This window comes from Pseudoalteromonas luteoviolacea (assembly GCF_001696455.1).
In the GTDB taxonomy this organism is placed as follows: domain Bacteria; phylum Pseudomonadota; class Gammaproteobacteria; order Enterobacterales; family Alteromonadaceae; genus Pseudoalteromonas; species Pseudoalteromonas luteoviolacea_C.
This window is the reverse complement of sequence record NZ_MAUJ01000002.1, coordinates 169,010-182,867: the sequence shown is the minus strand read 5'-3', so window position 1 is coordinate 182,867 and position 13,858 is coordinate 169,010. Positions and strand designations below refer to the sequence as shown.

The window sequence follows — 13,858 nt, the reverse complement described above, 5'->3', positions numbered from 1 at the left end:
TCTAAACACCAGTTCATTTAAAGGCCAATTTGGTTTTCTGTCAAGGATACCAGGAGGTAATATGCATAATATATCCACTATTTGCGTTGATAAATTTGAAATGTAGTATTTCAATTTTTAAAAACTCAGCTGAATGCATAATAAAACCAAGTGTTTTAGTGAGATTTATACAATAAAAAGGAGTAATTTCTGGGCGTTAGGCTATGAGTAACAGAGCAAAAGTAAGCGTAACTTTTTGTAAGAAATAGGGGGAGAGTCGAAAGCAGGAGATAAGAAAAGCGAATAGCGCAGGGCGCTATTCGCAAAAGCGCTAATTAAAGGCGTTCGATCACAGCTTGTGTGAAGTCAGTCGTGCCGTGGTTGCCACCAAGGTCACGTGTTGTACGATCACCTGATTTGATTACGTCTGCGACTGCACTGCGAATGCGCTCAGCTGTTTCACCCATATCTAAATATTCAAGCATTTGGATTGAAGCCAAAATAACTGACGTTGGGTTTGCAAGGTTTTTACCTGCAATGTCTGGTGCGCTGCCGTGTACGGCTTCGAAGATTGCTGCATTCTCACCAATATTTGCACCTGGTGCCATACCTAGACCACCTACTAGACCAGCACATAGGTCAGAAATGATGTCTCCAAATAGGTTAGTCGTTACAACAACGTCAAACTCATCAGGGTTCATAACGAGTTTCATACATGTCGCATCTACGATCATTTCTGCTGACTCGATGTCAGGGAAACGCTCGCCAACTTCACGTGCGACCTTTAAGAATAGGCCTGAAGTCGACTTTAGAATGTTAGCTTTGTGTACTGCTGTAACTTTTTTACGACCTTCACGTTGTGCGAGTTCGTATGCGAATGTTACGATTTTTTCAGCGCCTTCACGCGTGATTTTCGACATTGCCTCAGCTTCTGTACCGTCTTCAGAAGTAACCTGACCTAGACCTGAGTACATGCCTTGTGTATTTTCACGAACCGTGATGATATCGATGTCGTCGTAACGCGCTTGTGTACCTTCGAAAGATTTTACTGGGCGTACGTTTGCGTACAAACCAAACTGCTTTCTTAGTGTTACGTTGATAGAAGTAAAACCTTCACCAACAGGCGTTGTTAAAGGACCTTTTAATGTAAGCTTGTTACGCTCAATAGCTTCAAGAGTTGCTGGTGGAAGTAGCTCACCTGTTTTTTCTAGGGCTGCAAGACCTGCATCTACATATTCGTATTCAAAGTCACAACCTGCTGCATTTAAGATCTCAATTGCTGAATCAATAATGCTTGGACCAATACCATCGCCTCGAATAACAGTAACTGTTTGCTTAGCCATTTAGTTTTCCTTTATCAAAATAAATTGCACACACTTAATAGAGGGACCACTCTATTGTAGTCAATGAAATAAAAAGTGTGTTATCGCTTGAAAAATTAAGCGCGTTTTATAGCAATTTATTCATTCTTATTCCAGTAAGGAATGATAAAAGGCCATAACTTAAGGTTATGTTTGTTATATCCTATATTTATAGAATAAATATTATTCAACCATGCTGTGTATCGAAAGAGCCAAAATGGCTTCGTGGACCTGAGATAAACCTGACCAGCCAAATTTTTGCGCTTGCTCTTCTAAAACCGTTTTTTGCCATGCAGTCGGTTCGAAGTTTGCACTGCTCCACTGCATCGCTAGCACCTTGACGGCGACAAATGTTTTTGCGTCGTCACTTAAAGCGTTGTGTTTTTCTTTCTCTGAATTTCGAAACGCAAGGTGTGCAGCACTCTCGCCAAAATGAGCGTCAAAGTATTCGAGTAACTTCTGTTCATCAAAGTGCGAAAAGCCAAACAATCGAGATAAAGAATAGGGCTTAGTTTCGTCTTCCTCTTTCTCTGTGTATGTAAACCTCTTGATATCAATATCATGGTGATTAAGCATAAACGCGACAACTGCACTGATAGGGGAGAGTATACTTTCATATTCTTCGCCATAGGCTCGTTTAATTAGCGTCGCCAGAATCAAAGAGATTTGTTGATACTTGTGCCATATATCCTGGGCGAAGGGGTGGCGAAGTTGAGAAATTACTTGCTCTATTAAAACGCGCTGGCACAGCAATGTGGCAGTATTCAATCCTACCATCGTTAGGCTATGTCGAATATTGGCGCCTTTCTGAGCTTCTCTATTGTAAAGCTTTGCAGCTTGTGTGAGCGCCTCCTCAATATATGGGAATGGCGCGATGGTTTTTTCGATCGCTCTAAAGCTACCAAAACTTCCTGTATTTAGCTTTTCAATTACAGCAAATGTATCTTCAAAGTTAGACTCTTTTGCCTGAATTGAAGGTAGCTCGATATGGCTCCATACTTTAAATAAGAGTTGTTTATCAGACGTCGCTATTTGCTTAAACTCATAAGGGTAAGGCTTTTTCGTTTTTATTAACCGCGTCAGTTTGTTGTCTTTTATTGTGCATAAAACTTGCTGATCATTTTTCAGCAACAAGACCGCCGTTTCCCCTTCATAGTTAGTGGACGAGCCAACGGGTAGTTGACTAAATTGTTCAACCATTTTATACAAAGAGGAGCGCACAAAATCGTCTGTGTTCGTTAAATAAAGGCGTTTAATAGCAAGGCTTAAGGCGTTAGTTTTGCAGCCTTTTTTTGCAATAGCGAACGCGATTATTTGCGCAATTGCGACAACTAAGGTTGTATTATCATAGAGTGGAATGGCGTTTTTACTGCGTAATGTTTCACAGTAAGGTTGAAGCCTCGCAAGAATTCGTGCAGCTTGTTTATTGATTGAACCACCATGCTCTAGGACTTTGACTGCAAGTTGATATCGAATTTTCCACAGTTTCTTTCCTTGAGCACTTAATGTAAGGCCTTTTTGAAGTTTGTCATTTTCATTCTTGATACAAATAAAACTCGCAATACATGCGACGAGTAACTCTTGTTGTATCTTCGAAGAGTAACCATGGCCCTCTGAAATGATACAAACTAAAATACACTTCTTTACAACCAAGTTTGTGGTTGGGGAATACTCCTCAAAATAAAATGAAAGATAACTGTGTAGTGCGTTAGGTGCGATTTTGTATATTTCTCTGTAGCGTTGTGCCAACTCTGCGAGCGTAGGAAAAATACTGGGCCATTTATTTTTATTATAATAAAGCCTCAGCACTATCTCCGTTTTTTGAATCAGTTCGAACAGTTGTTTTGATATTTCTTGATTAGTTTGTGACATTATTAAGTGCTTTCTCGTACGCTACGATGGCGCCGGCTCCCCACAATACGAGCTGGCCATTTTTAAACAACATCCCTGTGCATTCATCTTGCGTAGTGATACCGTCAGGCTTCATTAATTGTGTACGATAAAAGACAATTTGGTATACATCTTGATCATCGGACTTAACATAGGTTAGGTCCGGACTTCCTAAATTGTCTAGTACGGTGTCCAGTTCCATTTCTGCATTCGGTTTTAACTTACTAATAAAGCGTTTATTGAAGGCTTCTCTATCTTTCCAAACCATTGCTCGTGGATCGTCCTTGTAAAAGTTAATGACAAGAAAGACGATACCAGCATAAACAGCCAAGCCTAGAAAAATATATTGTAGAACTTTTTTAATCATTTACATCACCTGAGAACAGCCAAAATAGCCTAACTTATGCGTGTGGCCATAACAACTGATTTGCGTTTAATGCAACTAGGTTAACCTTAGTTGACTTAGCTTAAACCCCATTTCAATGTCTGTTCGAAGAGCGACTAATACTTTGCTGAGTACAAAATTATCCATATCTGCCTCCAATTTTTTTCTCACGCTGTCTTTTAACGTTGGGCTTTGGACGGCATTTTCCACCGTTCCATATTGTGACAAAATCTCCAAAGCCGTTTTTTTTCCGATGCCTTTTACACCAGGGATATCATTGGTTTTATCACCCATTAGCCCCCAGAAGTCATGCAATTTATCCTTCGTAATCGTGAATTTAGACTCAACCTCATCATCGTTTATATACTGTTGCTTAAAGTAATCATAAACTTGAATATTGTTATCTAACATTGGGAGAAACCCTTTGTCTGTTGATACAATCGTTGCGTGAACATTGTGTTGTGCAGATTTAAAAGCCAGTGTGGCAATGATATCGTCCGCTTCATCTTGTTGCGGGAAATAAGCTTTCACGCCATTTTCATTAAACCCTTGTGAAACGATTTCTAGATTTATCTTGAGTGCCTCAGGCATGGGCTTTCGGTTGGCTTTATAATCGGCATATAAGTGATATCGCCAGCTTCTCTCTCCGTCAAACACTGCAATAGCATGGGTAGCTTGAGTGGTTTTCAGTAACTTACGTGTCGCATTTTTTACCCGATGAAGACAACTTTTAATAATTTGCTCATCAGTTAATCCCGGCTGTTCACAATCAACAGCATAAATACGTCGGATCAGATTAAGTGCATCTATTAAAAGTAAATGAGCCATATGACAATTGAAAAAATAAATCGGTTTGAGATAGGAGTATTATACCAGAGGGAAAACGAGAGTTCACCGCCCCTCTGGTATGCAAGTTTGAGTTTTTGAAATTAAATCAAGGTAATACCTAAGTTGATTACGACTCTATTTTATAACAAGGCTCGTATTTACTACCTGGTAATTTCATTCGCCCTTGAGAAACAAACGCACGTAATAGTTTATCCATGTCCTTCATCAAGGACTTGTCTCCATCGAGAATATACGGGCCATGCTCCTTAATCGCTTTGACGCCATTGTCTTTTACGTTACCTGCCACGATACCTGAAAACGCTCTGCGTAGATTCGCGGCAAGCGTTTCTTTAGGCTGCTCAAGGTGTAAATCTAAAGATGCCATATTTGCATGCGTTGGTTCAAACGGCATTTGGAATGGAGGCTCAATCTTTAGCGTCCAATTAAAGTAGTAGGCATCACCCTCTGACTTTCGATATTCTCTGACTGCGGGCATGGCATTTTTAATTGTCTTCGCCACAAGCTCTGGGTTATCAACAATAATGTCGAATTTGCTTAATGCCTCTTTACCTAATGTTTTTTCGACGAATTTAGCTATCTCATCAAAGTAAGCTGCACTGGACGCGGGGCCAGTTAAAATGACAGGCAAAACTTGCTTCTCATTGTCTGGGTGCAGAAGTATGCCGAGCAAATATAACAACTCTTCAGAAGTACCAGCACCGCCAGGGAATATAATTATGGCATGGGCAGTTCTAACAAACGCCTCTAGACGCTTTTCAATATCGGGCAATATGACCAGTTCATTGACAATCGGGTTGGGGGGCTCAGCTGCGATAATACTTGGTTCTGTCAAACCCAAGTAACGATTATTTGTAATACGCTGTTTGGCATGCCCTATGGTGGCGCCTTTCATTGGTCCTTTCATCGCACCCGGTCCACAGCCAGTACAAATATTTAAACCTCTCAGCCCAAGCTGGTAGCCAACTTCTTTAGTGTATTTATATTCTGGTTCATTAATTGAGTGTCCTCCCCAACATACGACCATATTAGGGTCAGTATTTACTTCTAAAGCACCTGCATTGCGGAGCATATCAAAAACCATGTGTGTAATGTTTTTTGTTTCAACTAGCTCTTCTTGGTGTTTTTGGCAGATAAATAAGATATCTCTTATGACTGAGAATATATGCTCATGGATACCGCTGATAATAGTACCGTCGACAAATGCGGATTCAGGTGGATTCGTGAGCTCAATTTTTATGCCCCGTTCTCTTGCCACCAGTTTGACATCAAAGTCTTCAAATTTTTTGTAGATCTCGTAGCTCGAGTCTGTGTGGCTGCCTACGTTCAGCACTGCTAAAACGCAGTTTCTAAAAAGTTTATATCGTTCGAAAGTCGATGATTGCTGCAACAAATCAACTTCAAGTTGCGATAATAGATTAAGAACACCTGTCGGGTTTAGCTGTACATGCATAGGCACTTCTCCTTTTTATTCTCTTAAGCAGAGCCTGTCTCTACCAGAGTTTTTAGCGTCGTAGAGGGCATTATCGGCACGATCAAATGCGGTTAATGTTGTGTCTCCTGACTTAAGCTGGGTTGCCCCTAAAGAAATTGTAATTTGTACTTCTTTTTCTTTGAATCTAAATGGTATTGCTTTGACTGTCGCTCTTATTTTTTCCAGTGGTGCCTTGGCCTCACTTAGTGGCATACCAGGCATAAGTAGCACAAATTCTTCACCACCGTAGCGCGCAATAAAGTCAGCTTTACGAATAGATTTTTTCAATGCTCTTGCGATAACCTGCAATGTTTTATCGCCAGCACTATGTCCGTACTTATCGTTAATTGATTTAAAGTGGTCAACATCGATAACAACTAAGGTTACATCGCCATTATGTACTTCAAATAAATGAAATTCTTGGTTGTACCTATCATCAAATGCAGCGCGATTAGGCAATTTAGTCAGGCCATCTAAGAGGCTCTTAAACTTTTGCTCATTGAGGCGCTTTTTATAATTTGTGACCTTTGACTCCAAAACATTGATTCGATCGTTAATCTTATCGAAGCTGTTTAGTAGTGTTTCTTTATCTTTGCGCTCAATATTTTCACGCTCAATTAAATCTTTGCTGAGCTCTTTTAGTTCGTTGTCCACCAGTAACTTCAGCTCTGAAATGGAAGTGGCTTGCTGCGTCTGAACATTCAGTTTGGTAATCTTTTCTTCAATACGCTTGTTTAACGCTGACACTTCCTGATTGACAGACTTAGACTGATTGGTAGTCTCAACAATCGATTTATGGAGTTCTTCTAGCGTTTGGTTTAAGGAAACTAAAAAGCCTTGCGCCGACTGTCTCTCGCGGGCAATTGACTTTGCAAATATTCTAATGATGCTTACGGCATTAGCTAATAATGAATCTACAGAGTCATCTGAAGACAAATTGTGTTTTATTTGTTTTATCTGTTCAGAGACGTCTTCTTCGAACACAAGCTCGTTGGTCAAAGCTAACAATTCAACTGCTAATTCAGGGTTGTTTGTGGATGACGAAAACTCAGGCCCTGCTTTGGCTTGCAATGTCTGCATGTAAAACTGCAACAATTTATCCAACAGAGGCACATAATCTACATTGGCTTTTATGTTACCCAACTCATGGTCGAGCAAGTAACGCAACTTTCTTCTGGTATCATCAGGCAGGCCCTTGAGCTTTTGCAGTTGTTTACCTGCACCTTGAATGTGACCTTTAAGCGCTCGCTCATTAGATTCATAAATCGTTTCTTGTTGCTTTAACTGGGCGATTGCATTTTCAATAACAGGTGTAAGTTGCTCTAGCTCCGTGCCTTTTGAAAGGGCACTTCTGAATTTGGCAAGCTGATTGTCCAAAGCAACATCCTGCCCTCTGCAGCCAAAAGACAACTTGCTAGCAAAGTCACACAGCATCGTAACTTGGGTTTTCTTCGCTTCTTCTAAGGCTTTTCTCGCTGAAATAGCTTGAGACAGTTTTTTTTCAAGTAGCACAGTTTTATCAGTCACAAAAGTCCAACATCTTTTTTTAACTATATCACTTGCAAGTTTACAACAAATAACTGAAAAATGTGGAAGAAATTATTTTACAGTCTGGCTTTTTATTGTGTTGGTTCAACGTTTTTAATGGCGTTTGTACGTTCAGTTTTGCTAATTTTAGGAAAACTCATGAATTTTTAATTAATATGAAAACAAAATTTTCCCTTTTGGCGTTGGCCTTAGCCAGCCACTTTTCATTGGCTGATGTTCAATATCGTTTATCAATTTCAGAACCCGAGCATCACCTTGGCAATGTGGACATAACTTTTCCAAAATCGGCTCAGTCGCACCTAGACATTCAATTGCCTGATTGGCGGACAGGGCGTTACGAAATCTTAAATATGGCCAATGGGATCCGCTTTTTTAATGCACAAGATAGTCAAGGAAACGCGCTGGAATGGCATAAAGTAGATAAAAATACTTGGCGCGTTCACTTAGATGAACCAACAAAAATCTCGGTTTCTTATCAGGTCTATGCGAACGAATTAGCGATGCGTTCAAGGCATATTGACGACACGCATGCCTTTATAGACGCCTCCGGCTTTTTCATGTTTAGCGAGTCATTCAGACAAGAACCTGTGACCGTTGATTTAGATGTCCCAAAAAAGTGGCGTTCAGTGTCAGGAATGAGCTTTGCTGACTCCAAACACAGTTTTAAAGCAGATAACTATGATATTTTACTGGACTCGCCGATCGAGACTGGAATCAACGACCTTCATCAGTTTTCGGTCGATGGTCGTGACTACGAATTAGTTATTTGGGGGGAGGGCAATTATGACGTTGACTTAATGCTGACGGATCTGAAAAAACTCGTGAAAACAGGGAGTCTAATTTGGCATGATTACCCTTACAACCGCTACGTATTTATGGTGCATGCAACAAGTGGTGCAAGAGGCGCAACAGAGCATCTAAACTCAACGATCATTCAAAGGCACCGAGACCGTTTTGGTTCTAGGAGCGACTACCTAGGTTTTATTTCAACAGCAGCTCATGAATTTATTCACACTTGGAACGTGAAAAATTACCGCCCCGCAGGGCTTGTTCCATATGATTATGTCGCTATTAATTACTCAGAATTATTATGGTTAGTTGAGGGGTCAACGAGCTATTTAGAGGACTACCTGCTACTGAGTGCTGGGATAACAACAAATCAAGAGTTTTATCAGGGCTTAACTAGAACAGTAAATAGACATATGCAAACTCCAGGGCGAGAAGTGCAGTCGGTGGCCCATACTAGTTTTGACAAATGGATTAATCAAGGCGGCGATCATGGCAAGAACTATAGCACTAATATCTATTCAGAAGGTGCACTGGTCTCAATGGCTTTAGATATTGATTTGATCGATAAAAGTGATGGTGAAGTTAGCTATCGCGATGTCCATTCCGAGCTCTATAAACAACATAAATTACCCGCATCGTTTGATACAAATGATGTTAAGCGTATTCTCAAAGAAATTAGTGGTCGTGATTACTCGAAGTGGTGGTCTAAATATGTAGACGGACCGGCAATTATAAACTTTGATGACTTGTTCGATAAAGTTGGGCTTGAGTACGTATATCCTCAAGGGACTCAGGAAGTAGCAAAGTTTGATGGTGCTTCAAAAAGTGCAGGGCAGTTGCTTGAACTCACACATGTCGCCAGAGAAGGTAACGCTTGGACAGCAGGTTTGACAGCTGGAGATAAAATAGTCGCCCTTGATAAGCATCAGGTTCGAAAAGATATGGCAACAACACTTTCAATGTTTGAACCTGGAGAGGTTGTGACGGTAGACTTGATTCGTCGACATAAGCTTATGTCAGTTGAGTTAAAGCTTGGTAAAGGACATAATCGAAGCAAAGTCATAAGAGCGGTAAAATCCCCCTCTACTAGACAAGCCAAGTTATATCAAGCTTGGACGGGTGTCGCACATCCAAACGCTAACAAATAGAGCAAAAAGGGCGCTAAAAGCGCCCTTTTTGGTTTTTATACAAGTGATAGCTTGTATAAAGCGATTTTTCACATTACATAATACGCGAAAAGAATCGTGAGCTCTTTGCCCCTGATCTGTTACGACGCATTGAAGAGCGAATTTGTGCACGAGTACTGGCTAACCAACTTTCTCTATTGACTTTAGCGTGCTCACCACGTCTTGCTTCTTCGGTTGCTCTGAATCCACAAAACTCTCTATACGCTTTCAAATCAAGAGACAAGTCCTGTAAAACTAACTCAATCATAATCGCATCATCAATATAACCAAGCACAGGTACATTATCCGGAACGATGTCTTCTGGTTCGCCAAAATAAGCCAAAGACAACATAATCTCTTTCTTCTCATCTTCTGGCATTTGCCACTCTTCGTCTTGAACGGCATCGATAAGTGCTGATAGAGACATCATACGTGTACGCACGAATTCAGGAACGTTTGTTCCTTCCATTTGATCAACCAATTCACGCGCTTTATTAATGATTTCTTCGTCGCTCAGATGGGTGCTACGCTCGATAGCAGACTGCATCATGGAACGGAAGTGTTCTAAATCGATATCGGTTAATTCAAAGTTTACTTGGATGGACATTATGTTCTCCCTTATGCACTTGTTTCTTTTTATATCCAGTAGGTCGCTAAAATAAAGGTTTGAAATACCTACTTTAGTGACGTCACTATGCCATTAAAACTACACTAAATTAAGCATAAAGTTACAATAATTGAAAAAAAGTCAAAAATTGGTTGAATTACACTCAGGCACATAAAAATATTAGTATACTTGTGTATTTAAACAACTTATTGCAGAACATTTTGATTACTATAGGTTTATTAGCGATAACTATAAACTCGATATAATGTGGCGTTAACAAACGTTAACCCGCTAACAGGCGAAATTGGCGCTATGTGCGAGTTCAGTGACAACGCGCTCAGTGTGCTTTACAGGCGAGAATGCGAAAAGAAAAAGCACTCAGGTTAGAGTGCTTTTTTAAGATCGGTGATAACTTGTTTTGTGTGCTTTTTGTTTTGTATCTTCTCGCAAAGTTGCAGTTTTTTCCTCTGCCAAAAACGTTTTTTAATTTTTGATTTGCCAGTAGCCGCTGCGATATCGCTTTCAAACTCCAAATCTTGTTCAATATAGTACGGCATCATTGAGTAAACAGGGACCTTCGTTTCCCAAATGTGTTGAATATCGGTGTCAACAGGTCGGCCAAATTGATCTGTTGCTTTAAGTAAAGCCTTGGCACCCTCTAAAGTGATCGCTTGAGCACAGCAGCCAGTCATTGCTTTCTTATGTACAACTAAATTAAATTCAGTGTTTAAAGGGTGGCTAAATGCAATTGGGCGCTCACGATTTTCATATGCTGCCAATTTTATCAATTGCCAATCAAACTTAAGTGATTGCAGAGTCGTAAAAACATGATTTAAGTCACCGACGATTCTAAAATCATCTTCGAGGACAATTGCGTAATCAAGCTTTCGGTCAACGATAGTCTGCCACGCTTTTCGGTGGCTGTAGTAACAACCTATCTCGCCTTTACCAAGCTCTCTATAGAAGCGTTCACGATTCAGTTGGGCGTTATAATGTTTGTTAATTTCAGAGTCGGGGAGTGACTTACCATATACGCCTGAAATTCTCTCAAAAGTAATGTTTTGTTCCGCTAACCGCTTAGCGCTTTTTTCAAGACGATCTTCGCTTTGATCTAGGTTTATTAAAAATATAGGAGGTTGTGTGCTCATACTACTTTACAATTTCCAAGCTAACAGCCCAAGGTTTGCTTTTATCTAGTGTGCTACCAAAATTAACCGCGACTTTTGTTTCTGAATGTTCACTTGTGAAAGTAGAGCGGCTGGTATCATCACCATAATGCTGCTTCTCAGTCCAATCAGCGCTTAAACATGTTTTTAGTTGTTCATTAACCTGTTCAAACCTAACCAAGGCCTCGGTTTTTCCTGCAAACGCTTTATTGCATTCGTAAGCCGTGTTGCCACTGGTATATAAATTGATTTGACAGCTGTTTTTTAGCAAATGAGCTTTAGGTTGCCAGCTCTTCATTAACTTACCGTTGATCTCACTGCCTTTCAAAATAGTAAAACCGTCGTCAGCGCCAGAAATGAGCGCATTGACTTTTTCACAGTCGGTCATATTTTCTACTTTTTTCTGAACGTCACTCGGTAGCGAATTGCAGGCAGTAAGTGCAATAAAGCCAAGAGAGTATACAAGATGGCGAAAAACCATGGCAGCTTCCTTTTCGAATTTTCCCTTAGCATACCATGGTCATTTCTTGTGAGGTAGGTTATTGGTGCCTTTTGGCCAATGTATCGACAACTTGCGATAAACTGATCTCACTACGTTGTAAAAGTACTAACAAGTGGTAAATTAAATCCGCTGATTCGTTAAGCAATTCCTCTTTGTCATGCTTCATAGCGGCCAGCGCAACTTCAACGCCTTCTTCACCGACTTTCTGGCAGCTGCGACTCAAATCTTTGGCAAACAGTGAAGCCGTATAACTTTCGCTAGGGTCCGCGTTTTTACGTTCTGATATGACCTTTTCGAGCGTGCCCAAAAATGCAAGCTCGGGCTTGGCATCCGCAAAGCAGCTTTGTGTACCTAAATGACAAGTTGGACCTTGTGGGGTAACAAGTAAAAGGATACTGTCAAAGTCGCAATCCGTATGTGCTTCAATTAAACTCAAGACATTGTTAGATGATTCACCTTTTGTCCACAACCTAGATTTAGACCGCGAGTAGAATGTTACGAGCCCTTTTTCGAAGGTCGTTTGCAATGCCTCTTTATTCATAAAACCTTGCATCAATATCACACCCGTGGCGTAATCTTGCACGATTGCGGGAATAAGTTCTGCTTTATCGAAATCGACAGCGTCAATGTTTGATGGAGTTAGCTGCATAGTCTTGTCGCTACCTTATTGTTTACTAAATATTGTTTTAACTTAGGGATCTGGATTACTTGCTTGTGAAAGACACTTGCTGCGAGCGCGCCATCTACATTCGCTTGATTGAATACATCAGCGAAATCCTCTATTTTTCCTGCGCCGCCCGATGCAATAAGTGGAATATCACAAAGCGCTCTCATCTCTTGTAGCTGCTGTAAATCATAGCCTTTACGCACGCCATCTTGGTTCATGCAATTCAATACAATTTCACCCGCTCCCAACTCTTGCACTTTAGTAACCCACTCTTGCGTTTTGTAGCGTGTTTGGCTGGATGCGTTTGGATCACCTGTGAGTTGGTAGACTAAGTATTCCCCACTTTTTGCATCATAAAAGCTATCAATGCCTACTACCACGCATTGTTTTCCAAACTCGTCGTGTAATTCTTTTATAAGCTCTGGACGCGCGATAGCAGGGCTATTGATTGAGATTTTATCAGCACCTTGTTCCAACACTTTTGCTGCATCTTCAACAGACTTAATACCACCTGCAACACAAAAGGGAATATCAATATTTCTCGCAATATCCCTCACCCAATTTAAATCAAGCAACCTTTTTTCGACACTTGCACTAATTTCGTAAAACACTAATTCATCGGCACCTTGCTCACTGTAGAGTTTAGATAGCTCGATTATGTCACCAACAACTTCATGCTGTTTGAACTTGACGCCTTTTACAACTTGACCGCCTTTTACGTCTAGGCACGGGATTATTCGCTTCGATAACATGCGATTGCCTCCTCAACAGTAAACGCACCGTCTAGTAATGATTTACCTAAAATAATGCCGCTGACGCCAATTTTGACCAAGCGCTTTATGTCTTCTAATGAACTAACACCACCGGATGCTTGTACTTTTGCAGCAGGATTGTGTTGAACAATTTGCTCATAGAGTTCAAAAGAGGGGCCAGTCATTGTGCCGTCTTTGCTAATGTCGGTACATAAAAAGTCATAGACACCAATTTGAATATAAAAATCAATGAGCTCAAACAATGAGACAGCGGAGTCACTTAACCAGCCATGGGTCGCTACCGACCAGCCGTTTTCAGTTTTATTGACATCCAGCGCAATAACAAATCGCTCAGGACCAAACTCTTCTATCCACTGTGCTAGTTGTTCTTTTTGGTCAACGGCTAGTGAGCCTATGACAACCTGTCCGGCACCTGCTTTTAGCCATTGTTTTATATCTTCGTATGAGCGGATGCCGCCGCCTACTTGGTAAGGCGTGTTCAACTGGCTTGTTGCGCCTTGTATTTGAAGCCATTGCTTTTTGTTTGGGTCCCTTGCGCCTTCCAGATCAACCAAGTGCAACTTTATTGCACCCGAGTCTTGATACTCATGCAGTCTTGTTTGCAAGTCAAAAGGGTAAAATTGAGCCGTATCGTATTTACCTTGATATAGGCGGACGATCTGGCTATCTAAAACATCTAAAGCGGGAATAATCATTTCTTGTCCT

At 40.7% G+C, this 13,858-nt stretch carries 13 protein-coding genes; 1 reads left to right on the top strand and 12 read right to left on the bottom strand.

The genetic code is table 11. The features are described 5' to 3' along the window. Positions 1–314: 314 nt before the first annotated feature. From A7985_RS09395 to A7985_RS09370, 6 genes are all read right to left on the bottom strand, one after another. Entirely contained in the window at positions 315–1,322 is a 1,008-nt protein-coding gene (locus A7985_RS09395) for an isocitrate dehydrogenase (protein ID WP_065790213.1), read from the bottom strand. 201 nt (positions 1,323–1,523) lie between these two features. Then, positions 1,524–3,212: a hypothetical protein gene (locus A7985_RS09390; RefSeq protein WP_065790212.1), complete on the bottom strand. Its 1,689-nt coding sequence runs from the start codon at positions 3,210–3,212 to the stop codon at positions 1,524–1,526. Further along, positions 3,199–3,597: a DUF3192 domain-containing protein gene (locus A7985_RS09385; protein WP_065790211.1), complete on the bottom strand. Its 399-nt coding sequence runs from the start codon at positions 3,595–3,597 to the stop codon at positions 3,199–3,201. Before A7985_RS09385 ends, A7985_RS09390 begins: the two co-directional genes overlap by 14 nt. A 75-nt stretch (positions 3,598–3,672) precedes the next feature. Further along, positions 3,673–4,443: a flap endonuclease Xni gene (xni, locus tag A7985_RS09380; RefSeq protein ID WP_065790210.1), complete on the bottom strand. Its 771-nt coding sequence runs from the start codon at positions 4,441–4,443 to the stop codon at positions 3,673–3,675. 127 nt (positions 4,444–4,570) lie between these two features. Further along, positions 4,571–5,914 (bottom strand): nucleotide 5'-monophosphate nucleosidase PpnN, encoded by a 1,344-nt coding sequence (gene ppnN, locus A7985_RS09375; protein ID WP_065790209.1) that lies wholly within the window; start codon positions 5,912–5,914, stop codon positions 4,571–4,573. Between the two features lie 15 nt (positions 5,915–5,929). Next, complete coding sequence (locus A7985_RS09370; protein ID WP_065790208.1) at positions 5,930–7,462, bottom strand: GGDEF domain-containing protein; 1,533 nt, start codon at positions 7,460–7,462, stop codon at positions 5,930–5,932. 176 nt (positions 7,463–7,638) lie between these two features. Here A7985_RS09370 and A7985_RS09365 point away from each other — a divergent pair, with 176 nt between their 5' ends. Then, positions 7,639–9,420 carry a M61 family metallopeptidase gene (locus tag A7985_RS09365; RefSeq protein WP_065790207.1) on the top strand — a complete coding sequence of 594 codons (1,782 nt, stop codon included), beginning with the start codon at positions 7,639–7,641 and terminating at the stop codon, positions 9,418–9,420. 73 nt (positions 9,421–9,493) lie between these two features. Here A7985_RS09365 and A7985_RS09360 read toward each other — a convergent pair whose 3' ends face one another. The 6 genes from A7985_RS09360 to A7985_RS09335 form a co-directional block, all read right to left on the bottom strand. After that, positions 9,494–10,045, bottom strand: a complete 552-nt coding sequence (locus A7985_RS09360) for a YkvA family protein (protein WP_063371028.1) — start codon at positions 10,043–10,045, stop codon at positions 9,494–9,496. Positions 10,046–10,428: 383 nt separating this feature from the next. Next, entirely contained in the window at positions 10,429–11,193 is a 765-nt protein-coding gene (locus tag A7985_RS09355; RefSeq protein WP_065790206.1) for a glycosyltransferase family 25 protein, read from the bottom strand. 1 nt (position 11,194) lies between these two features. Next, a complete protein-coding gene (locus A7985_RS09350; protein WP_065790205.1) occupies positions 11,195–11,692 on the bottom strand; it encodes a hypothetical protein in 498 nt (165 codons plus the stop codon). A 58-nt stretch (positions 11,693–11,750) separates the two neighbouring features. Further along, complete coding sequence (gene hisIE, locus A7985_RS09345; RefSeq protein WP_065790204.1) at positions 11,751–12,362, bottom strand: bifunctional phosphoribosyl-AMP cyclohydrolase/phosphoribosyl-ATP diphosphatase HisIE; 612 nt, start codon at positions 12,360–12,362, stop codon at positions 11,751–11,753. Next, entirely contained in the window at positions 12,353–13,132 is a 780-nt protein-coding gene (gene hisF / locus A7985_RS09340; RefSeq protein ID WP_065790203.1) for an imidazole glycerol phosphate synthase subunit HisF, read from the bottom strand. Before hisF ends, hisIE begins: the two co-directional genes overlap by 10 nt. Continuing rightward, entirely contained in the window at positions 13,114–13,848 is a 735-nt protein-coding gene (locus A7985_RS09335; RefSeq protein WP_065790482.1) for a 1-(5-phosphoribosyl)-5-[(5-phosphoribosylamino)methylideneamino] imidazole-4-carboxamide isomerase, read from the bottom strand. Before A7985_RS09335 ends, hisF begins: the two co-directional genes overlap by 19 nt. Positions 13,849–13,858: the final 10 nt, after the last annotated feature.